This window comes from Stenotrophomonas sp. Marseille-Q4652 (assembly GCF_916618915.1).
Taxonomy (GTDB): domain Bacteria; phylum Pseudomonadota; class Gammaproteobacteria; order Xanthomonadales; family Xanthomonadaceae; genus Stenotrophomonas.
The window spans coordinates 2,749,380-2,770,061 of sequence record NZ_CAKAKE010000001.1 but is presented as its reverse complement, the minus strand read 5'-3'; the positions used below and the strand labels follow the sequence as shown (position 1 = coordinate 2,770,061).

Below are 20,682 nucleotides of genomic sequence, written 5' to 3'. Positions count from 1 at the left end.
TTTAGCGGCTTGCGACTGGCAGGCGGTTCCCGGCGCTGGGCTATCCTTGCGCGCCCAGCCGTGGACCGAACGATGACCGCAGTGGACCAGAGCCCTTCCCTCCCCGTACTGGATGCCGCCCAGGCCCGCGTGCTGGGCTGCCTGGTGGAGAAGGAAGCGACCACGCCGGAAACCTATCCGCTGACGGTCAACGCCGCGCAGGTCGCGGCCAACCAGAGGACCGCGCGCGATCCGGTGATGGCGCTGTCCACCGGCGACGTGCACCACGCCCTGCGCCAGCTCGAATCCCTGGGACTGGCCCGCCAGCAGTTCTCCTCGCGCGCCGAGCGCTATGAGCACCGCATCGCCACCGCACTGGACCTGACCCGGCAGCAGGTGGCCCTGCTCGGGCTGTTGCTGCTGCGAGGGCCGCAGACGGTGGGCGAGCTGTACGCGCGCAGCGAGCGGTTGCACCGTTTCGCCGATGCCGAGGAAGTGCGCCACCAGCTCGAGCGCCTCATCCAGCGCCAGCCGGCCCTGGTGCTGCAGTTGCCGCGTGCGCCCGGGCAGCGCGAGGACCGTTTCGTGCACCTGCTGGGCGGCGAAGTCGATGTAGCGGCGCTGGCCCAGCGCGTACAGCCGGACGCGCCCGCCGGCGGATCGTCCGCACTGGAGCAGCGCGTGCAGCAGCTGGAAGCGCAGGTCGCGGAGCTGCAGCAGCAACTGGCGCAACTGCAGGAACGACTGGGCGGCTGAAGCTCAGGGCATCGGCGCGCCGGGCGTGGCGAACAGCAGCACCGGCTCGGTCAGCGGTGCCGGCAGCTGCACCGGCCCGCGCTGTTCCATCCCCAGTTTCAGCAGCAGCGCGGCCGAGCGCTGGTTGTGCGGGGAGACAATGCCGTACAGGTCGCGGTGGCCCAGCTCCCTTCGCGCGTGATCGAGCACGCCGCGCGCGGCTTCCAGTGCATAGCCGCAGCCTTCGTGGCGACCCAGCAGCGCGTAGCCGATATCCGGCCCGGGCAGGCCGTCGCGGCGCACCAGGCCGGCATTGCCCAGCCAGACGCCATCGGCGCGACGGATGATGGCGTACATGCCGAAGCCATGCCGTTCATAGCTGGCGAGCACGCGCTCGACGATGAAGGCACGCGCCTGCGCGCGGTTGCGCACCCCGCGGTCGGCGATGTTGCGCAGGTAGCCCGGCTCGTTGAGCAGGGCCAGCATCTGCATCGCGTCCTGCTCCGGATCGATGCGGCGCAGCTGCAGGCGTTCGGTCTGGACGATGACGGTCATGCGTGAAGCGGCAAGGACGGCCGGCCATTGTGCGCCGGCCCGCGCCGGATCAGTCGAACAGCGCCTCGATCGCGGCCAGCCCGGCCTTGGCGCGTTCCTGCTTGTGCGCGGCGTCGGCCACCGGGTCGGCGCCGTCGCGCTGGATCTCCGCGGCCGGGAGCTCGTCGAAGAAGCGGCTGGGCTTGAGCCGGATGTGCTCGCCGAACTTGCGGGTCAGCTTGCTGTAGCTCATCCACAGCTGCACCTTGGCGCGGGTGATGCCCACGTACAGCAGGCGCCGCTCCTCCTGCAGCGCGCCTTCCTCCAGTGCGACCTGGTGCGGCAGCACGCCGTCCTCGCAGCCGACGATGAACACGTACGGGAATTCCAGGCCCTTGGAGGCGTGCAGGGTCATCATCCGCACCTGGTTGCCGCCGTCGTCCTTGTCGTTGCGCGACAGCAGTGCCAGCTGCGCGGCCATGTCGCCGGCACTGGCCCCGCGCGGGCCGTTCTCGAACCACTGCGCGAGTTCTTCCAGGTTGTTGGCGCGACGCTCGTAGCTGGCGGTGTCCTTGGCCTGGTGGCGCAGTTCGGACAGCAGGCCGGACTCCTTGGCGAGCTTGCGCACCAGCTCGCCGGAGGTGAGCGTGCGCAGGTCCATGCGCAGCGCGCGCACGATGTCGGTGAACTTGCTCAGGCTGTTGGCCGCGCGCGGCGGCAGCTGCGCCAGCGCGCCCATCGACTCGGCCGCCATCGCCATCGGCATGTCCTTCTCCATCGCCAGCTCGGCGAGCCTGGCCAGGGTGCCGGCGCCGACCTCGCGCCTGGGCGACTGCACCGCGCGCATGAACGCGGTGTCGTCATCGGGGTTCACCAGCAGCCGCAGCCAGGCCAGGGTGTCCTTGACCTCCTGCCGCTCCAGGAACACGGTGCCGCCGTTGAGGTGGTAGGGCACGCCGACCATCTGCAGCGCCTTTTCCAGCGGCCGGCTCTGGAAGTTGCCGCGGAACAGGATGCAGAAATCGCTCCACGGCACGCGCCGGCTGGTGGCGATGAACTGGATCTCGGCGGCGACCTTCTCGGCCTCGTGTTCGGAGTTGCGGCATTCCCACACGCGGATGCGCTCGCCGTCGGCCTGGTCGGACCACAGCGTCTTCAGGTGCTCGTGCGGGTTGTGCGCGATCAACGCATTGGCCGCGCGCAGCACGCGGTTGGAGCAGCGGTAGTTCTGCTCGAGCTTGATGATCTGCAGGTTGGGGTATTCCACGCCCATGGCCTGCAGGTTCTCGGGGTTGGCGCCGCGCCAGGCGTAGATCGACTGGTCGTCGTCACCCACGCAGGTGAAGTTGCCGGCCGGCCCGGCCAGCTGCTTGAGCAACCGGTACTGGGCATCGTTGGTGTCCTGGCATTCGTCCACCAGCAGGTAGCCGATGCGCTCGCGCCAGGCCAGCGCGATGTCCGGGTTCTCCTCCAGCACCTGCACCGGCAGCCGGATCAGGTCGTCGAAGTCGACCGCGTTGAACGCGGTCAGCCGCGCCTGGTAGAGCTCGTAGACCATGGCCGCGTTCTTCTCGCGGCTGGAACGGGCCGCCCGCGCGGCCTGCTCGGGCGAGAGCCCGGCGTTTTTGGCGCGCGAGATCAGGTTCTTCACGTCCTCGATGTCGTCGGGCTTGGCATTGCTGCCGCCCAGCAGATCCTTGACCTGGGCGGTGGCATCGTCGGCGTCGAAGATCGAGAAGCCGCGCTTGAGCCCCACCGCGGCGTGCTCGATCTGCAGGAACTTCAGCCCCAGCGCGTGGAAGGTGGAGATCGTCACCTCCTCGGCGATGTCCGGGCGCAGGCGCTTGGCCACACGCTCGCGCATTTCCCTGGCCGACTTGTTGGTGAAGGTGATCGCCGCGATCCGGCGGGCCGGGTAGCGGCCGCTGTCGATCAGGTAGGCGATCTTCTCCACGATCACGCGGGTCTTGCCGCTGCCGGCACCGGCCAGCACCAGCAGCGGGCCCTGGCTGTGCAGCACGGCGGCGCGTTGGGGGGGATTGAGCTTGTCCAGCATCGGGGGTTCCACAGACAGGTGGCCATTCTAGCCAGCCGGCCCGGTCGCAGGCTGTATGGGTCCCCGAGGGGCGGATGCACGCGCAGACCCACCCTGGTGCTAGATTCCATTGGCCCACATGGACCAGACAACGAGTTCGCCACGACTGCCCTGCGTTCGGCCGTTGCCGTGTTCGCGGCCTGCCTCGCCCTATCGGCCACCGCGCCGGCCCATGCCCAGCCCACTGCCGCGGAACCGTCGATCCTGATGGAGCCGGAGTTGCTGATGGCGGGGCTGGCCAGCAACCACAACGATCTGTACTTCCGCCGCATCGCCCTGCAGGCGCTGGCCGAGGGCCGCCCGCACCGGGGGATCCGCTATCTCCGGCGCGCCGCCGAGTACGCCGACAAGCCCGCCCAGGCACTGATGGCCGAGATCCTCTGGCAGGGCTCGCACGGCCAGCAGCAGGACCGTGCCGCCGCCTACGCGTGGATGGACCTGGCCGCCGAGCGTGGTTATCCGGAGCTGCTGCGGCAGCGCGAGGCCTACTGGGCTGCATTGGACCCGCAGGAACGCGAACGCGCGCTGGCCGAGGGCCAGGAACTGTACGCACGCTACGGCGATGACGTCGCCCGCCCGCGGCTGGGCCACCAGTTGCGCCGCCAGGCGGCCAAGCAGACCGGCGTGGGCGCAGGGCGACGACGATCCTGGCCATGCAGCCGGGTGCGGTCACGGTCAAGCGCGCGAACGCCAGCGCGGACTTCGAGGGCGACCAGCAGGCACCGCTGGTCGCCATCACCGGTGACAAGTATTACGACCCGCTCTACTGGCGGCCGGAGATGTACTTCAAGCACCAGGACCGGACCTGGCGCGTGGGCGTGACCGAAGTGCGCGAAGGCGCGACCACCGTCGGTCCGCTGGGCCCGGTACGTCCCTGACGCAAGCGGGACGAGGCTCATGGCGCGCTAAAATCGCGCCATGGCCAAGCTCTACTTCTACTACTCGGCGATGAACGCCGGAAAGACCACCACCCTGCTGCAGAGCGCGCACAACTACCGAGAGCGCGGCATGCGCGTGGCGATCCTGACGCCGCGGCTGGACCATCGCGCCGGCACCGGCGTGGTCGCCTCGCGGATCGGGCTGCAGGCCGAGGCGGTGGCATTCGACCGCGACACCGACCTGCAACGGTTGATCGAACACGACATCGCCGAGCGCGGCAGGCTGGGCTGCGTGCTGGTGGACGAGGCGCAGTTCCTGTCACGCGCGCAGGTCTGGCAGCTGAGCGAGGTGGTCGACGAGCTGCGCATCCCGGTGCTGTGCTACGGCCTGCGCACCGACTTCCGCGGCGAGCTGTTCGAGGGCAGCCAGTACCTGCTGGCCTGGGCCGACGAGATGCAGGAGATCAAGACCATCTGCCATTCCGGCAAGAAGGCGACGATGACCGTGCGCGTGGACGAGCAGGGCCACGCGGTGCAGGACGGTCCGCAGGTGGAGATCGGCGGCAACGATCGCTACGTGTCGGTCAGCCGCGCCGAGTTCAAGAAGATCACCCGCGGCCAGGGCCGGATCGAGCCGATGCAGGCACCGCTGCCCCTGTAACGCGGCCCCACCGGTTCCACCAAGGCCGCATGGCGGCCACGGCCGCGCTGGGGCTAGAGTGGGCGATCCGTCACAGGCCGGCAGGCATACGCATGACCACGGGGAATCGATGAGCGGCGACCGGCGCAATGGCCCGCATGCCCCCGATGCCGCACGCTCCGCCGGGCGCGTACGCATCCAGGACGTGGCGGCGCAGGCGGGGGTGTCGATGAAGACCGTCTCGCGCGTGCTCAACCAAGAGCCCAATGTCTCCGAGCCGGTGCGGCTCCGGGTCGAGGCGGCGGTGCAGGAACTGCGCTACCGGCCACTGCCGTCGGCGCGGATGCTGGCCGGGAACCGCTCCTACCTGGTGGCGATGCTGTTCGACAACCCGTCCTCGAACTACCTGATGGAGATCGAGATGGGCGTGCTCGATGCCTGCCAGGCGCGGCACTACAACCTGATGCTGGCGCCGCTGGAGTACGACGCGGCCGATATCGTGGCCAAGGTCGAGGCGCTGGTGGCGCAGTCCCAGGTCGACGGCCTGGTGCTGACCCCGCCGCTGACCGACGACGCCGCGCTGCTGCAGCGGCTGCGCGAGCTGGACCTCCCGCACGCGGGCATCTCCGCGCGCGAGCCCAACCGCCGCATCGGCGTGGTGGTGGACGAGGTGCAGGCCGCCAGCGAGATCGTCGACCACCTGGTGGCGCTGGGCCACACCCGCATCGCCCACATCCAGGGCCATCCGGCCCACGGGGGCAGCAGCTGGCGCATGGCCGGCTACCAGCAGGGCCTGCAGCGCGGCGGGCTGGCCGCCGACCCGGCGCTGGTGGTCGAGGGAGCCTTCTCGTACGACTCGGGCTACGCGGCGACGGTACGCCTGCTGGCGCTGCCCGAACCGCCGACGGCGATCTTCGCCGCCAACGACGACATGGCCGCCGGTGCGATCTGCGCGATCTGCGAACGCGGGCTGTCGGTGCCGGCTGACATCTCGGTATGCGGTTTCGACGACACCCCGATCAGCCGGCAGATCTACCCGGCACTGACCACGGTGCGCCAGCCCTCACGCGAGATGGGACGGCTGGCCACGCTGGAACTGCTCAAGGAAATCCGCGAGCGCGGCACCGGCGGCGTGGTCGAGGTGGGTTACGCGCTGCAGTTGCGACGCTCCACCGGGCCGGTCAGACGCTGACCCGCCATCGCCAGGCTCCGCGGCGCGCGGAGCCTGGCGGCACACGTCGTTCAGTGGCCGCCGGCCGCCAGTCGATCCAGGTCGATGCCCTGCTTGCGCAGCGAGCGCGTCGCGGCAATGGCGTAGAAGGCCAGGTAGGCGAAACACGCGACGCCGACGATGAAGCTGTAATGGATGCCGACCGCATCGGCCAGCGCACCCTGGGCAAGGCTGACGATGCCGCCACCCATGATCATCATGATCAGCAGGCTGCTGCCCTGGTTGGTGGCATTGCCCAGGCCGGTGATGGCCAGCGAGAAGATGCACGGCCACATCGTGCTGCAGAACAGGCCGACGCTGATGAAGGCGATCACGCTGGTCATGCCGGTGGTGAACATGCCCACCAGCTGGGCGATCGCGCCGCACACGGCGAAGTACAGCAGCATGCGCGCCGGGTTGCCGCGGCTGGCCAGGGTGGCGGCGATCATCACCAGGATCAGCGGTGCGTACAGGTAGAACTGCGAGGCGTCGTGGCCGGAGATGGCGTTGACCGCCAGGTACACGCCAAAGGCCAGGAACGGCAGCACCAGCATCAGCAGCTTCTTGGCCCCGGCGCTGACGTCGAACGCACCGGCGGCTCCGCCCCAGCGCCCGATCATCAGGCTGGCCCAGTACAGCGACACGAACGGCGCGATCAGCGAGGTGTCGATGCCCAGCCCGCCCTTGTCCACTTCCAGCTCGAGGTAGGCCGGCAGGTTGTCGATGGTGGACACCTCCACGCCGACGTACAGGAAGATGCCGATCATGCCCAGCACCAGCTGCGGATAGGCCAGCGCCGACTTCTGCTGCACCAGGCGGCGGCTGTCGGTGGCTTCCTGCTGGCTGAGTGCTTCCAGGTCGATGTGGTTGGGCACCGAGGACAGCTTGAGGAACAACGCCACCACGACGAAGGCCGCGCCCAGTACCAGGTAGGGCGTCTTGACGCTTTCGATGCTGGCCTCGGTGTTGCCGGCCGAGACGCTGCCGAAGATCGCGATGCTCACCAGCAGCGGGCCGACGGTGGTGCCGAAGTTGTTGATGCCACCGGCCAGGGTCAGCCGCTGCGAACCGTTGGACGGATCGCCCATCACCACGGCCAGGGTATTGGCGGCGATCTGCTGCAGCGAAAAGCCCAGGCCGACGATGAACAGGCCCGCCAGCATCAGGCTGAAGGAGGCCATGTTGGCCGCCGGATAGAACAGCAGTGCGCCGACGGCCGAGACCAGCAGGCCGATGCAGATGCCGTCCTTGTAGCCGACCTTGTTGAGCAGGTCCTGGCCCATCGCCCGCGAGATGCCGGCGTAGATCAGCGAACCGACGGTGTAGGCGACGTAGAACGCCATGGCCACGTACATGCTCTGCGCCTGGGTCAGCGCGAAGGCCTTCTTGAACACCGGGATCAGGATGCCGTTGCTGGCGGCGACGAAGCCCCAGAAGAAGAACACCGTGACCAGCACGCCGAACTGCGACCAGCGGGTTGTTTGTTTCATGGGTTTCTCGTTGCGGGTTGGAGGGGCCGTGTTCCGGCGCCCGCCGGACCCACAGCGCCGGCTGCATGTCGAAGCCGCCGGTCAGGGCGGCACGACGTTGTAGTGCCGCCTGATAACGCTGTCAACGAAAGTTTGTGGCGGTGTCCCTGTCGGGCTCAGTACAGCGTGCGCTCGCTCGCCGGCGGCGGCGTGTACTGGTACAGCCAGGTTTCGGTGAGGGTGCGGCCACCGCTGCGCAGGAACAGGCGGATGTCGATCTGTTCGGTACCGTCGTCGGGCGGCACGATGTCGAACATCGCGCGGTAGCCGTTGATTTCGCGCAGCGGTCGCGCCGAGACGATTTCCACGCGCCCGCGGCTGGCGCTGACCACCGCCTCGACCTCGGCCCTGTCGATCAGCGAGGCCAGCTCGCCACCTTGGAAGTCGACCGCAAAGCGCCAGGAGAAATACTCGCGCTTCTTGCCGATCACCCCGCCCAGGCCGGTGCGGCTGTCCACGCAGTGCGCCAGTGGCGGCCGCGCCGGCGGCTGCGCGCCCCAGTACAGGCGGTAGCCGATGAGCAGTTCCTGGCCGGGCTGCGGCTTTTCGCGCGGGTTCCAGAACGCGACGATGTTGTCGAAGGTCTCGTCCACGGTGGGGATCTCCACCAGCTGCACCGAGCCCTCGCCCCAGTCGCTTTTGGGTTCCACCCACAGGCAGGGGCGCTTCTCGTAGAACACGCCGTCGTCCTGGTAATGGTCGAAGTTGCGGTCGCGTTGCAGCAGGCCGAAGCCGCGCGGGTTGTTGTCCACGAACATGTTGAAGCGCAGCCGCGGCGGGTTGCACAGCGGCCGCCAGATCCACTCGCCGCTGCCGGTCCACATCGACAGGCCATCGGTGTCGTGGATTTCCGGGCGCCAGTCCCAGCCCATGCGGCGGTCGTTCTCGCCGACCTGGTACATGCTGGTGCACGGCGCGATGCCGAGCCGTTCGATCTGCTGGCGCGGATACAGCGCGCTGTCGATGTCCATCAGCAGCACGTCGCCATTGGTGATGGCAAAGCGGTAGGCACCGGCCACGCTGGGCGAATCCAGCAGCGCATGGACCACGATGGTGTCCGATTCCGGGGCCGGCCGTTCCAGCCAGTAGGCGATGAAGTCGGGGAACTCCTCCGGCCGGCCCATGCCGGTATCGATCGCCAGGCCACGGGCCGACTGGCCGTACTGGCCTTCCTTGCCGACCGCACGGAAGTAGCTGGCGCCAAGGAAAGCGGCGAAGTCGCGCTCGGTGTCCTTGCGCGTGTTGAGCCGGAAACCGGCAAAACCGAGGTCGGCGGGCAGCTTCTGGCCCTTCAGCCCGCTACGGCCGTAGTCGAACGCCGCCGGGTCATAGGCCAGTTCCTGCGCCTTGCCGTCGACCACGTCGTACATGCGCACCGGCGAATGGAAGTACAGGCCGAGGTGGAAGAACCTGGCCTGGAACTTCCCTTCGCCATCGCCCCACAGCGCGTGGTCCTGGCGATAGCGGATGGACTGGTACTGGTCCCAGTCCAGGGCTTCCACCGCCGCTGGCAGCGTGCGCCTGTGCGACTGGTAGGGCTGCTGCGACAACGCGCGGGCATGGCCCTTGAGCCAGGCGTAATCGAACGGTTGCGGCTGGCCCAGGCGACGCAGGCCAAGCTGGCGCGGCGCCTGTGCGAGCGCGTCGAAGGCCGGCAGGCCCAGCGCAGCCAGCGCTGCGGAAGCATTGCGGAGGAAATCGCGTCGATCCATGCGGGCGGCGTTTCTGGAATGAGCGCGCATGATAGGCAGCGCGGCGTTAACGCGTCGCTACCCGGGCGGTCCCGCAGTCCTGCAGCAACTGCTGCACTTCGCGTGGCACTGCGCCGCCTTCGGGCAGGGCCGTGCGCAGTTCGGCCTGCAGCCCGGCCAACTCGCGCCGTGCCCGCGCCGGTTCGCCATGGCAGCGGATCTCGGCCGCATAGGCGCGTGCCTGCCAGCGCAGGCGCCGGCCTTCCAGCAGCGCCTGGTTGCCGGCCATGGCCAGTGCATCGAGCTCGCGCAGCGCCTCCACGCGCTGCCCCAGCTGCCCCAGGTTCCGCCCCCACGACAGGCGCATCGCCAGCAGCTGCGGATGGCTTTCGCCGCGGCTGCGGCGGGCCAGCGCAAGCGCATCGGCCAGCAGCTCGCCGGCCTGCCGCGCCTGGCCCTGCGCGGCCAGCACCTGCGCGATGCGGTGGTCGATGTCGGCCACCGCCACGTCGTTCTCGCCGAGCTGGGCCACGCGCAACTGGCGCGCTTCTTCCAGCGCGCGCCGGGCCTGCTCCGGCGCCCCGGCCTGCTGCTGGGCAAGGGCCAGGCCGTACAGGCCCAGCGGCAGCAGGCGCGCACTGTCGGGCATGCGCCAGATGCTCACGGCCTGGGCCATGTCCTCGACTGCCCGCGCGGCGTCGCCCTGCTTCAGCGCCAGCAGGCCCAGTGCATGCCAGCTCCAGCCGGTCTGGCGATGCTCGCTGCCGAGCGCGGCCAGGGTCTGGGCGTGCACGTCGCGCAGTTCGGCCGCGGCGGCAGCCAGCTGTCCCTGCCCGACCCTGAGCCCGGCCTGCAGCCGCCGCACGTCCAGCGTCTCGGGATGCTGCGGCCCGTACAGGCGCTCGGCCACGATGCGGGCCTGGTGCAGTTCGCGGCCGGCGCGATCGACGTCGCCCAGCTCGCGATAAGCGATGCCCAGGTTTCGACGCAGCTGGACCAGCTGCGGATGACTGCCCCCACCCTCGCCCTGCAGCTGCGCCAGCGCGGCCTCGTAGCCGGCAATCGCCCGTGCGGTGTTGCCGGCATCGGCCTCGAGCATGGCCAGGTCGGTCAGGTTCTCGACCTCGCCGATGCGGTCGCGCAGCACGCCGCGGCGCAGCGCCAGCGCCTTCTCGAACCAGCGCCGCGCCGCCTGCAGGTCGCCAACCATGCGCTGGCAGCGGCCCAACTGGGAATGGAAGGCGGCCGCGAGCTGCGGCAGTGCCGACTGCTGCATGCCGGCATGACCGCTCATTGGCTGCATCACCGCCACGCAATGGCCGGCCTGGCCCAGCAGCGCCAGCACGCGGCCGTGCTGGGTCGCCGATTCCAGCCGCAGGCTGGCCGGCACGTCGTCCAGCGTATCGAGCACCTGGCGCTGGTGTTCGAGCAGTCCCCGTGCATGGTCGTAATCACCCAGGCCGATGCGCAGGCGGGCAATCACCCCCTCCAGCTCGGCCCGCGCCAGCGGCTGCTGGGCCAGCTCGGTGGCACCGCGGCGCTCACCTACCTCGAGCAGGCGACGCACGTCGAAGCTGCCCTGGCGCGCGTTGCCGGCCTGGTCGAACAGGCCGACCACGAAGTCCTGCATGGCCTGCGCACGGGCGGTTTCCTGCCGCGCCTGGTGCTTCTGCCACACCGCCGTGGCCGACACCACGCCCAGCGCCAGCAGCGCGGCGCTGCCCACGCCCAGCCCCCAGCGGTGCCGGCGCACATACTTCTGCATGCGGTAGCCCAGGTGCTGGGGACGCGCCTGCACCGGGCGGCCCTGCAGGTGCCGGAGCAGGTCGCCGGCCAGCGCCTCGACCGAGGCGTAGCGCTGCGCCAGCGGCTTGTGCAGCGCCTTGAGCACGATGTTGTCCAGGTCACCGCGCAGGCGACGTGCCAGCCGCCGCGCCGAGGCCCCGTCACGCAGTCCGGCCTCGGCCGCGCGCAGCACCGCCTGCGAGGGCCGTGGCGGATCGACGTCGAGGATCGCCGTCTCCCATTCGGCATCGCTCTGGCGGCGCAGGCGGTAGGGTTTCTGGTCGGTCAACACCTCGTACAGCACCACGCCCAGCGAATAGACATCGGCCTGGGTGGTGATCGGTTCGCCGCGCACCTGCTCGGGCGCGGCGTAGTGCAGGGTGAAGGCACGCGCCTCGGTGGGCGGATGCACCGCCATTCCGTCCGCGCTGTCGAGCAGCTTGGCGATGCCGAAGTCCAGCAGCCGCACCTGCCCGTCGGCGGCGACCAGGATGTTGGATGGCTTGAGGTCGCGATGCACCACCAGGTTGGCGTGCGCGTGGCTGACCGCGCGGCAGACCTGCAGGATCAGCTTCACCCGTGCTTCGACCGGCAACTGCAGGCGCTGGCAGTAGTCGGTGATCGGTTCGCCTTCGACATAGGCCAGGGCAAGGAACGGCTGGCCGTGGGTGTCCACCCCGGCATCTAGCAGCTGGGCAAGATTGGGATGCTCGAGCCGGGTGAGGATGTCGCGCTCGCGGCTGAAGCGCAGGCGCAGGTTGGGATCGGCGTAGCCGGCGCGCAGCAGCTTCAGCGCGACCGGTCGCCGGTACAGGCCATCGGCGCGCTCGGCCAGCCACACCTGGCCCATGCCGCCCTCGCCCAGCAGGCGCACCAGCCGGTACGGGCCGACCAGGGTGTCGTGGCGTGGATCAGCCGGTGGCGGCGACCATAGCGGCTCGGCGAGGAAGTCATCGCTGTCGCGCCCATGGGCAAGCAGCCGCTGCAGTTCGTCGGCAAGCGCGGGATCGGTGGCCTGCAGGTGCTGCAGGCGGCGCCTGCGCGCTGGCCCATCCATTTCCAGCAACTGGTCCAGCAAGGGCGAGAGGAGTTTCCAGCGGGCCTGGTCCATCTGCCATTTCCCCGTACGTGTGTCGTCGCCGTCCCCCAACGGCGTGCCGTGCTGCCCTAGTCCTCGCGTACCGCGGCGAGCAGGAACATGCGTGCCTTCTGCCAGTCACGGCGGATGCTGCGCTCCGAGCGCCCGCACAGTTCGGCGATCTCCAGTTCCGAAAGCCCGGCGAAATAGCGAAGTTCCACCACCTTGGCCAGGTGTGGATCGACGTCGTGCAGGCGCCTGAGCGCGACATCCAGCGCCAGCAGGTCCTCGTCCAGGCGCACGCCGCTGGCACTGTCCTCGGGAATCTCGGCCACGCGCTTGAGGTCACCGCCGCGCTTGCGCGCCAGCCGGTTGCGCGCGTAGTCCACGACCACGCTGCGCATGGCCGAGGCGGCATAGGCGAAGAAGTGCGCGCGGTCCTCGAAGCGGGCGCCGCCACGGGTGCCAAGCAGCTTCAGGTAGGACTCGTGCACCAGCGAGGTGGCATCGAGCGTGCGGCCCTGCTGGCCGGCCAGCTGCCGACGCGCCATCGTGTGCAGTTCCTGGTAGAGCGTGCCAAGGACACGGTCCAGCGCTTGGCGATCGCCGCTGCGCGCCGAATCGAGCCACAGGGTGATATCGGGTGCATTGTCCATCTCGCACTCCACCGCCAGGGCGTATGTGCGCGGACTATAGCGCGCGGCAAACGGGTACCGTGAAAGCCGGCGGCCAGTCAGCGCTGGCAGTGCCCGCACCAGACACTGGCCCGCTGGCCGATGTTGGCGTGGCGCAGCACGCGCCCGCACTGCTTGCATGGCTCGCCCTCGCGGCCGTAGACCAGCAATTCCTGCTCGAAGTAACCCGGTGCACCATCCGGGCTGATGAAGTCGCGCAGCGTGGTGCCGCCGCGGTTGATCGCGTGGCCCAGCACCTGCTTCACCGCGTCGCCCAGGCGCTGGTAGCGTTCCCGCGAGACCTTGCCGGCCTCGCGCAGTGGATTGATGCCGGCCAGGAACAGGCTTTCGGCGGCGTAGATGTTGCCCACGCCGACCACGATGCGCTGGTCCATCAGGAAGGTCTTGACCGGCGCACTGCGGCCGCGGCTGCGCGCAAACAGGTAGTCACCATCGAAGGCGTCATCCAGCGGCTCGGGACCGAGGTCGGCCAGCAGTTCATGCGTGTGCCCGGCCGGCTGCCACAGCAGGCAGCCGAAGCGGCGCGGGTCGTTGAAGCGCAGCAGGCGGCCGTTGTCCAGGCTGATGTCGACATGGTCATGCGCGCGCAGCGGCGTGTCTCCCGGTAGCACGCGCAGGCTGCCGGACATGCCCAGGTGCAGCACCGCGCTGCCGGCGGCGGTATCCAGCAGCAGGTACTTGGCGCGGCGGCGCACCGCCTCGATGCGCTGCCCAGGCAGTTCGCGCTCGATCTCCGGCGGGATCGGCCAGCGCAGGTCCGGCCGGCGCAGGATGACGCCATGCACGCGGCGCCCTTCCAGGTGCGGCGCCAGGCCGCGACGGGTGGTTTCTACTTCGGGAAGTTCGGGCATCGGATGGAACGGGGATCAGCGGGGAGGTGCAGCCAGTTCGCCGGCACTGAGGAAGCCGTCGCGGTTGGCATCCTGTTTTGCGAAGCGTTCGACCAGGGTACGGCGCTGCTGTTCACGGGTGATCGGCTTGCCGCGGCCCCCGGGTTGTTCGGCGGCGCTGAGCACGCCGTCGCCATCGGCGTCCATGCGATCGAAGGCGTACATCATCCAGCCCACGTACTCATCCACGTCGATGCGGCCATCGCCGTTGGCGTCCATGCGCTGCAGGTACTGGCTGGTGTCCTGCACCTGCGCCGCGACCGGCGCAATGCAGCAGGCAGCCAGCAGAACGCCGCTGGCACGCTGGAACAGCGCCGGATGACGGACCACGCGCCGGCTCATGCGGTGGTCAGGGCGTAGCCCTTCAGCCGCGCGGCATAGTCCTGCAGCGCGCGGATGCCGCTGGCCTCGGCTTCCTGGCACCACTGCTGCAGTTGCTTGAGGCGTTCGCCGGCATCGTGGCTGCGCGCTTCGAGCAGGGCCGACAACCGCGCGCGGTACTCGACCAGGGTGCGGATGCGGGGGCGCTGCTCGACCCACTGCTGCAGATGCGCGCGGCTTTCCGGCGGCAGCCAGCGGCCGTCGTTGACCAGGCCGCGGCGCAGGCGGCGCGGCAGCAGCTTGCGCAGGCGCGCGCCGGCGGCGGCCGCCTCCTCCTTCAACGCCGGGGTAAACACGTTGCGCTGGTAGTCGGTCATGGCCTGGAAGCGGTGCGAGAGCAGCGCCCTGAGCGTGTCGGCGTCGGGCACGGCGATGTTCGGACGCACGTCCAGGCTCGGTGCCACGCGCAGCACCCTGGCCAGGCGCAGTGCCTGCAGCAGGCGGATCGCCTGCCAGCCGATGTCGAACTCCCAGCGCCGCATCGAGAAGCGCGCCGAGCTCGGGAAGGCATGGTGGTTGTTGTGCAGTTCCTCGCCGCCGATCCAGAACGCCCACGGCGTCAGGTTGGTCGAGGTGTCGGCCGATTCGAAGTTGCGGTAGCCCCACCAGTGGCCGAGACCATTGACCACGCCGGCCGCCCAGAACGGGATCCACGCCATCTGGATCGCCCACAGTGCGATGCCCGGCAGGCCGAACAGGGCGGCGTTGACGGCGAACAGCAGCACCGGGCCGAGGTTGGCGTGCGGGGTGTAGAGGTGGCGCTCGATCCAGTCATCCGGCGCGCCGCGGCCGTACTGCTCGATGTCCGCACGCAGACCGCGGGCTTCGCGGTACAGCTCCACGCCGGTCCAGAACACGCGGCCGATGCCCTTGGTCACCGGACTGTGCGGGTCTTCCTCGGTTTCCACCTTGGCGTGGTGCTTGCGGTGGATGGCCACCCACTCCTTGGTGATCATCGAGGTGGTCAGCCACACCCAGAAGCGGAAGAAGTGGGCGATGACCGGGTGGAAGTCCACGCCACGGTGGGCCTGGCTGCGGTGCAGGTACAGGGTGACGGCGAAGATGGTGATCTGGGTGACCACCAGCAGGACGACCAGCATTCCCCACCAGCCCAGGCCGACGATGCCTCCGGTCAGGAATTCGAGGAGGGTCTCAGACATCGCATTGCTCCAATCGGGATGTGGCAGCTGTAGGAAAAACGCGCCGCCGAGGCAGACATCATGGGTCCGGCAGGCGCAAACTTCACCCACCGCCGGCGTATGTCGTTCAGCTGGCCCCATCCCCGCCGCAGCTTAGCTCTCCTCCATGCTGGAAACCTTCACGCCGGCCGCCCCCGCCAACGCCGAGGCGCCGTTGATCGAACTGGACCGCGCCTGCGTGGTCCGTGGCCAGGTCCGGGTGCTGCACGAGCTGAGCCTGCGCATCGACCAGGGCCAGCACACCGCCATCCTCGGACCCAACGGCTGCGGCAAGTCGTCCTTCATCAAGCTGATCACGCGCGAGCTGTACCCGCTGGCGCAGGGCGATGGCCGGGTGCCCGTGAAGGTGCTGGGGCAGAGCCGCTGGCAGGTGGACCGGCTGCGCACCCAGCTGGGCATCGTCAGCGCCGACCTCAGCGGCAACCTGGCCGGGATGCCGGGCCTGAGCGTGGAGGAAGCGGTGCTGACCGGCTTCTTCGCCAGCTGGGTGGTGCCGCCGCACCGCGAGGTCACCGACGAAATGCACGAACGCGCCCGCGAGGCGCTGGCCATGGTCAACGCGCTGCCGCTGCTGCCACGCAGCTATGCCGAGCTGTCGGCCGGCGAGACCCGCCGGGTGCTGATCGCCCGCGCGCTGGTGAACCGGCCACGGGCGCTGCTGCTGGATGAGCCCTCCACCGGGCTGGACCTGGTCGCGCGCCAGCAGATGATCGATGGCCTGCGCGAACTGGCGCGCCAGGGCATCACCCTGGTGCTGGTGACCCACCATATCGAGGAAGTGATCCCGGAGATCGAACGCGTGGTGCTGCTGCGTGGCGGTCGCATCCAGGCGGATGGCCCGCGCGCGGAGGTGCTGCGCTCGGCCCTGCTGTCGGACGTGTTCGGCGGCGCGATCGAGGTCAGTGAGCTCAACGGCCGCCTGCACGCGCAGGTGCGTCCGGCCTGAGCCATCGGGTTGGGGCAGGACCGGCAAACCGGCCCTGCCCTGTCCGCATCAGAAGCGCAGCGCGCGGGCCCGGTACTCGATCGGTGCCAGGCGCGTCTGGTCGTGCAGTTCCACCTCGCGCAGCTCGTACGGCGCGCCGTAGCCGGCCGGCAGCTCGACGCCGGCGAACGACAGGCCCAGCTCGCCGCCTCCGGCACGGTTGAACCACGCCGCGCTGTGGCCCTGCGCGACCGGCCGCAGCTGGCCATCGGCGCCGGTGGCAAACAGCGTGGCGCGGACCTCGTAGCGCCCGGCCGCGCCCACCTGCAGCGGGAAGCGGATGTCGGCCGGGTTCGCCGCCTGCGCCTCGCCGGCCAGCCGCGCGGTGGGCCGGGCCACGGCAAAGGCCACGCGGGTGTCGCGGGCGATGCTGGCCTGCTCGCCGAACACCTGCAGCTCCCACAGCCCGGGCACGTCACTGCCCTGGGCGGGCACCGGCACGCTGGCAGCCAGTCCGCCGCTGCGGTCGCTGCGCAGCGGCACCGGCCAGGTGCGGCCATCAGGCGCGACCAGCAGGCCTTCGGCCAGCAGCGGCGCACGCACCAGGCGCGCGGCCAGGTCCGGCGCGGCCGCGGCGGCGCCGTCGAGGTGGACCTGCACGCCCACCGACTGCCCGGCCAGCACGACGTTGCGGTCGGTACGCGCACGCAGCACCACCGGACTGGCCGGCTCCAGCACCTGCAGCACGTAACGGCCGCTCACGCCTTCGGCCTGCAGGCGGTAGCTGCCGACGTTGCCGTCCTGCAGCTTGAGCATGGCCGTGCCCGGGGCCACCGCCATGCCGGCATCCCTGAGCGTGGCGGTTTCGAAGCGGCGGGCCGGCAGCGGCTTGCCGCCGGACAGTACCTTCATTGCTTCCACCGGCACCGGGCGGGCGCCCGCAGCCGGACTGAGCTGGATCACCGCCCCCGGTGCGGACAGGGTCAGCTCGACGCCCGCTTGGAGCTCGGCCGCCTCCAGCGTGCGCCAGAAGCTGCGGCTTTCCATTGCCTCGGGAGTGGTGGCGGTGACCATCCGGCCGGGGTCCAGGGGCCAGGCGAACTGCACCGGTGCCTGTTCGATGTTGCCGGCCGGCAGTGGCGCGGCGACCACGCTGGCGGTGATGCGGTCGGGAACGGCCGGCGTGGCGAGCGAAGCCCGCGCGGCGAAGGCGGCGTGGCTGCCGGCGGCGAGGAGGAGGGCGATCGTCAGTGTCTTGTTCATGGCGGCTCCTCACAGGTTCACGTCGGCGCGCAGGATCGCGTCGAGGTTGAAGCAGTTGCGGCGGCTCTGGCCGTGGCTGAGCGGTTCGGCATCGCGGGTGCGGGTGGTGTCGCGGAACCACACCGTGCCGGCGGCGGACTGGCTGGTGCAGTTGAGGAAGCCATCCGAACACGAGGCCAGCCAGTTCTGCGTGGCCTCCAGCCCGACGTTGGCAGCATAGCCACCGCAGTAGCTGTCGCTGTCGAACGGCGAGGACTCCACGTCGGTGCCGACCACCGCGCGGAACGGCCTGGGCAATGCCGGGCGACCGCTCGTGCCGTACAGGTTGCTGGCGTTGTAGCTGGCCATCCAGCTGACCTGCTGCATGCGCACTGCATCGCTCTTGTAGCCCAGCAGCCAGCCCAGCGACTGTTCGAACGTATTGCCGTTCATCACCGCATCGGCCAGCGGCGTGCCGGCCGAGGAAGGCGCCAGCGCGTTGACCTTGCGCACCTTGTTGATGATGTTGGGGTAGCGGCTGTCGTAGGTGGGATTGGACAGGATCCAGCGCATCACGTTGCCGCCGTTGGAGTGGGTGATCACCACCAGGCGGGTGATGCCGCGGGCATTGATGAAGCTGGTCAGCTGGCCGGCGAGGCAACCGGCGGCCTCGTTGGTCCACATGTACTTGTCGAAATCACAGTTGACGACCGTGTAGTTGGCGCTGTTGGGCAGGCCTCCACGCACGGTGTTGACGATCGCCGCTTCCCAGTAGTTGTTCAGTGCATCGGTCTGCTTGCCGGTGCCGTGCACGAAGGCCACACCGGTCACATCGGCGGCCAGTACCTCCGTGGCCGCCAGCATCACTGCCAACCCGAGCGCGGCCCGGATCCCCTTCCCTTTGCTCAACATGGAACATCTCCCTTGCCAGTGGTCCCCCTGATTCAAGAGATGCAACCAACCCGGGCTGGCGTTGGTGGCCGCCCGACGCGTCGTGGCGTGAGCGGCTGACCGGACGATTCTGGTCCAGCCACCGCCCCCGCACTGGTGGCGCGGTCACAACTCCACCGTACGCAGGGCGTCCGCGACGGGCGACCCGGCCGGGGTGCGTGAGATCATGCCCGCCCGCATTACCCATCCCCTCCTCCGATGTCCGCACTTTCTTCGATCCGCCTGGGCAGCTATGCCCTGGGCCTGGCCCTGCTGGCCGCCTGCACCACTGCTCCCTCCGCCCCGGCCCCGGCCCCGGCCCCGGCCCAGGTCGACGCCGCCGCGGCCCCGGTCGGCAAGGCCCGCGGCTACCTGCAGGCCCACGAACTGCCCGACAGCCTCCTGCTCAGCCCGCCACCGCCGGCCCCGGGTTCGGCCGCCGCCGCGCTGGACGAGGCCGTGGCCGCGCAGGCACTGGCACTGCGTGGCAGCGCGCGCTTCGAGCAGGCACGCGTGGATGCCGAGCTGCGTTTCCCGGTCGGCGCCGAACAGTTCAGCTGTGCGCTGGGCGTGACGGTGGATGCCGGACACACCCCGACCCTGTACCGGCTGCTGGAACGCAGCCGCATCGATGCCAGCGCCGCGACCAAGGACGCCAAGAACCGCTACCAGCGGCCGCGCCCGTTCATGGCCAACGGCCAGCCGACCTGCACTCCGGCCGACGAGGAAGCGCTGCGCAACAGCGGTTCGTACCCGTCCGGCCACACCGCCATTGGCTGGGCCTGGGGCCTGATCCTGGCCGAGATCGATCCGGAGCATGCCGACGCGCTGGTCGAGCGCGGCCGCAACTACGGCCACAGCCGCCTGGTGTGCAACGTGCACTGGTACAGCGACGTGCAGCAGGGCCAGTTCATGGGCGCCGCCGCGGTGGCACGCCTGCACGGCAACCCGGAGTTCATGGCCGACCTGGCCAAGGCCCGCATCGAGCTGGCCTACGCCCGCACGCTGGGGCTGGCACCGCCGCGCGACTGCGAGGCCGAGGCGAAGGTGCTGGCCACCGGGCTGTCCGAAGCGCGCTGAGCGCGGCGGTCATGCACGCAGGAAGGGCGCGGTCATCCGCGCCCTTCTGTTGTCTGCGCGCCAGTTCGCCGCCGGCCCGGTCCAGGCCTAGACTTGCGCCTTCCACAAAAGGAGCCGCCGTCATGACCCAGTGGTACTTCCATGTTCCCGGCCAGGCCGACCGCATCGGTCCACTGGATGAGGCCGCCGCGCTTCGCCAGGCGCAGTCCACCCCGCAGGCAATGGCCTGGCGCGAAGGCATGAGCGAGTGGAAGCCGGTGGCCCAGATCGAGGAGCTGCGTGGCAGAGGCCCGGCGCCCGGCATTGCACCGCCTCCGCTGCCCGGCGGCCGCCAGCGCGCGGACGACATCGACTTCCGTATCGTCGGCCACGAGATGCAGTTCGTGGAGATCGAACTGGACCCGGGCGAGAGCGCGATTGCCGAGGCCGGCGCACTTATGTTCAAGGACGCGAGCGTGCAGATGGACACGGTGTTCGGCGACGGCTCGCACTCCGGCGCCGGTGGCGGCTTCATGGACAAGCTGCTGTCGGCCGGCAAGCGCGTGATCACCGGCGAAAGCCTGTTCGCCACGCTCTACACCCAGACCGGACAGGGCAAGGCCAAGGTCGCCTTCGCCGCGCCGTATCCGGGCACGGTGCTGCCGATCAGGCTCGACCAGCACGGCGGCAGGCTGATCTGCCAGAAGGACAGCTTCCTGGCCGGCGCGCGTGGCGTGCAGGTCGGCGTGCACTTCCAGCGCAAGGTGATGACCGGCCTGTTCGGCGGCGAGGGCTTCGTCATGCAGAAGCTCGAGGGCGACGGCTGGGTGTTCGTGCATGCCGGTGGCTGCGTGGTCGAACGCGAGCTGGCGGCCGGTGAGCGCGTGGACGTGGATACCGGCTGCGTGGTCGCCTACCACGCCAGCGTGGACATGGACGTGCGCCGCGTGGCCGGGATCCGGAGCATGTTCTTCGGCGGCGAAGGCGTGTTCCTGGCCACGCTCACCGGCCCGGGCAAGGTGTGGCTGCAGTCGCTGCCGTTCTCGCGCCTGGCTGGACGCATGTTCGCCGCCGCCCCGCAGGCCGGCGGCCAGAGCCGCGGCGAGGGCTCGGTGCTCGGCGGCCTCGGCCGCCTGCTCGACGGCGACAACCGGTTCTGATCCCTGCCGCCGTGGCGCGGCGCTGCCCGCGCCACGGTCGCGGGATG

18 protein-coding genes are annotated in these 20,682 nt (G+C 69.9%); 7 read left to right on the top strand and 11 right to left on the bottom strand.

Features of this window, described 5'->3' with window-relative positions:
* Positions 1-72 precede the first annotated feature (72 nt).
* Positions 73-735, top strand: coding sequence for a DUF480 domain-containing protein (locus tag LG380_RS13075; RefSeq protein ID WP_225765666.1), 663 nt, complete (start codon positions 73-75; stop codon positions 733-735).
* A 3-nt stretch (positions 736-738) separates the two neighbouring features.
* Here the strand turns inward: LG380_RS13075 and LG380_RS13070 are convergent, their stop codons facing one another.
* Both LG380_RS13070 and LG380_RS13065 read right to left on the bottom strand, forming a co-directional pair.
* Entirely contained in the window at positions 739-1,269 is a 531-nt protein-coding gene (locus LG380_RS13070; RefSeq protein WP_225765665.1) for a GNAT family N-acetyltransferase, read from the bottom strand.
* Positions 1,270-1,318: 49 nt separating this feature from the next.
* A complete protein-coding gene (locus tag LG380_RS13065) occupies positions 1,319-3,301 on the bottom strand; it encodes a UvrD-helicase domain-containing protein (protein WP_225766624.1) in 1,983 nt (660 codons plus the stop codon).
* 99 nt (positions 3,302-3,400) lie between these two features.
* Here LG380_RS13065 and LG380_RS13060 point away from each other — a divergent pair, with 99 nt between their 5' ends.
* The 3 genes from LG380_RS13060 to LG380_RS13050 all read left to right on the top strand — a co-directional run bounded on the left by LG380_RS13060 (position 3,401) and on the right by LG380_RS13050 (position 6,053).
* The gene (locus LG380_RS13060; RefSeq protein WP_225765664.1) at positions 3,401-4,165 is read left to right on the top strand and encodes a hypothetical protein; all 765 of its coding nucleotides are present in this window, start codon (positions 3,401-3,403) and stop codon (positions 4,163-4,165) included.
* A 96-nt stretch (positions 4,166-4,261) separates the two neighbouring features.
* Positions 4,262-4,882, top strand: coding sequence for a thymidine kinase (locus LG380_RS13055; RefSeq protein ID WP_225765663.1), 621 nt, complete (start codon positions 4,262-4,264; stop codon positions 4,880-4,882).
* 109 nt (positions 4,883-4,991) lie between these two features.
* A complete protein-coding gene (locus LG380_RS13050) occupies positions 4,992-6,053 on the top strand; it encodes a LacI family DNA-binding transcriptional regulator (RefSeq protein WP_225765662.1) in 1,062 nt (353 codons plus the stop codon).
* Between the two features lie 50 nt (positions 6,054-6,103).
* On the opposite strand, the gene LG380_RS13045 is transcribed toward LG380_RS13050, so the two are convergent.
* From LG380_RS13045 to LG380_RS13015, 7 genes are all read right to left on the bottom strand, one after another.
* Positions 6,104-7,561, bottom strand: coding sequence for an MFS transporter (locus tag LG380_RS13045; protein ID WP_225765661.1), 1,458 nt, complete (start codon positions 7,559-7,561; stop codon positions 6,104-6,106).
* 155 nt (positions 7,562-7,716) lie between these two features.
* Positions 7,717-9,312: a glucan biosynthesis protein D gene (locus tag LG380_RS13040; protein WP_225765660.1), complete on the bottom strand. Its 1,596-nt coding sequence runs from the start codon at positions 9,310-9,312 to the stop codon at positions 7,717-7,719.
* A 46-nt stretch (positions 9,313-9,358) separates the two neighbouring features.
* Positions 9,359-12,187 (bottom strand): serine/threonine-protein kinase, encoded by a 2,829-nt coding sequence (locus LG380_RS13035; protein WP_225765659.1) that lies wholly within the window; start codon positions 12,185-12,187, stop codon positions 9,359-9,361.
* Positions 12,188-12,243: 56 nt separating this feature from the next.
* Complete coding sequence (locus LG380_RS13030; protein ID WP_225765658.1) at positions 12,244-12,810, bottom strand: ECF-type sigma factor; 567 nt, start codon at positions 12,808-12,810, stop codon at positions 12,244-12,246.
* A 77-nt stretch (positions 12,811-12,887) separates the two neighbouring features.
* A complete protein-coding gene (gene mutM / locus LG380_RS13025; protein ID WP_225765657.1) occupies positions 12,888-13,700 on the bottom strand; it encodes a bifunctional DNA-formamidopyrimidine glycosylase/DNA-(apurinic or apyrimidinic site) lyase in 813 nt (270 codons plus the stop codon).
* 15 nt (positions 13,701-13,715) lie between these two features.
* Positions 13,716-14,081, bottom strand: coding sequence for a hypothetical protein (locus tag LG380_RS13020; protein WP_225765656.1), 366 nt, complete (start codon positions 14,079-14,081; stop codon positions 13,716-13,718).
* A complete protein-coding gene (locus LG380_RS13015; protein ID WP_225765655.1) occupies positions 14,078-15,280 on the bottom strand; it encodes a fatty acid desaturase in 1,203 nt (400 codons plus the stop codon). Before LG380_RS13015 ends, LG380_RS13020 begins: the two co-directional genes overlap by 4 nt.
* A 145-nt stretch (positions 15,281-15,425) precedes the next feature.
* Here LG380_RS13015 and LG380_RS13010 point away from each other — a divergent pair, with 145 nt between their 5' ends.
* The gene (locus tag LG380_RS13010; RefSeq protein ID WP_225765654.1) at positions 15,426-16,265 is read left to right on the top strand and encodes an ATP-binding cassette domain-containing protein; all 840 of its coding nucleotides are present in this window, start codon (positions 15,426-15,428) and stop codon (positions 16,263-16,265) included.
* Between the two features lie 48 nt (positions 16,266-16,313).
* On the opposite strand, the gene LG380_RS13005 is transcribed toward LG380_RS13010, so the two are convergent.
* Positions 16,314-17,507, bottom strand: a complete 1,194-nt coding sequence (locus LG380_RS13005) for a DUF4785 family protein (RefSeq protein ID WP_225765653.1) — start codon at positions 17,505-17,507, stop codon at positions 16,314-16,316.
* A gap of 9 nt (positions 17,508-17,516) precedes the next feature.
* Positions 17,517-18,350, bottom strand: a complete 834-nt coding sequence (locus LG380_RS13000; protein ID WP_225766621.1) for a hypothetical protein — start codon at positions 18,348-18,350, stop codon at positions 17,517-17,519.
* A gap of 285 nt (positions 18,351-18,635) precedes the next feature.
* Between LG380_RS13000 and LG380_RS12995 the strand changes: the two genes are divergently transcribed.
* A complete protein-coding gene (locus LG380_RS12995) occupies positions 18,636-19,496 on the top strand; it encodes a phosphatase PAP2 family protein (RefSeq protein WP_318780085.1) in 861 nt (286 codons plus the stop codon).
* Positions 19,497-19,618: 122 nt separating this feature from the next.
* A complete protein-coding gene (locus tag LG380_RS12990; RefSeq protein WP_225765652.1) occupies positions 19,619-20,635 on the top strand; it encodes a TIGR00266 family protein in 1,017 nt (338 codons plus the stop codon).
* The last annotated feature ends 47 nt before the right edge of the window (positions 20,636-20,682 follow it).

Excerpts from the sequence above, each read along its gene's own strand:
- LG380_RS13075 (WP_225765666.1), top strand. The coding sequence starts at position 73 with ATGACCGCAGTGGACCAGAGCCCTTCCCTCCCCGTACTGGATGCCGCC.
- LG380_RS13070 (WP_225765665.1), bottom strand. The coding sequence starts at position 1,269 with ATGACCGTCATCGTCCAGACCGAACGCCTGCAGCTGCGCCGCATCGAT.
- LG380_RS13055 (WP_225765663.1), top strand. The coding sequence starts at position 4,262 with ATGGCCAAGCTCTACTTCTACTACTCGGCGATGAACGCCGGAAAGACC.
- LG380_RS13050 (WP_225765662.1), top strand. The coding sequence starts at position 4,992 with ATGAGCGGCGACCGGCGCAATGGCCCGCATGCCCCCGATGCCGCACGC.
- LG380_RS13045 (WP_225765661.1), bottom strand. The coding sequence starts at position 7,561 with ATGAAACAAACAACCCGCTGGTCGCAGTTCGGCGTGCTGGTCACGGTG.
- LG380_RS13040 (WP_225765660.1), bottom strand. The coding sequence starts at position 9,312 with ATGGATCGACGCGATTTCCTCCGCAATGCTTCCGCAGCGCTGGCTGCG.
- LG380_RS13035 (WP_225765659.1), bottom strand. The coding sequence starts at position 12,187 with ATGGACCAGGCCCGCTGGAAACTCCTCTCGCCCTTGCTGGACCAGTTG.
- LG380_RS13030 (WP_225765658.1), bottom strand. The coding sequence starts at position 12,810 with ATGGACAATGCACCCGATATCACCCTGTGGCTCGATTCGGCGCGCAGC.
- mutM (WP_225765657.1), bottom strand. The coding sequence starts at position 13,700 with ATGCCCGAACTTCCCGAAGTAGAAACCACCCGTCGCGGCCTGGCGCCG.
- LG380_RS13020 (WP_225765656.1), bottom strand. The coding sequence starts at position 14,081 with ATGAGCCGGCGCGTGGTCCGTCATCCGGCGCTGTTCCAGCGTGCCAGC.
- LG380_RS13015 (WP_225765655.1), bottom strand. The coding sequence starts at position 15,280 with ATGTCTGAGACCCTCCTCGAATTCCTGACCGGAGGCATCGTCGGCCTG.
- LG380_RS13010 (WP_225765654.1), top strand. The coding sequence starts at position 15,426 with ATGCTGGAAACCTTCACGCCGGCCGCCCCCGCCAACGCCGAGGCGCCG.
- LG380_RS13005 (WP_225765653.1), bottom strand. The coding sequence starts at position 17,507 with ATGAACAAGACACTGACGATCGCCCTCCTCCTCGCCGCCGGCAGCCAC.
- LG380_RS13000 (WP_225766621.1), bottom strand. The coding sequence starts at position 18,350 with ATGCTGGCGGCCACGGAGGTACTGGCCGCCGATGTGACCGGTGTGGCC.
- LG380_RS12995 (WP_318780085.1), top strand. The coding sequence starts at position 18,636 with ATGTCCGCACTTTCTTCGATCCGCCTGGGCAGCTATGCCCTGGGCCTG.
- LG380_RS12990 (WP_225765652.1), top strand. The coding sequence starts at position 19,619 with ATGACCCAGTGGTACTTCCATGTTCCCGGCCAGGCCGACCGCATCGGT.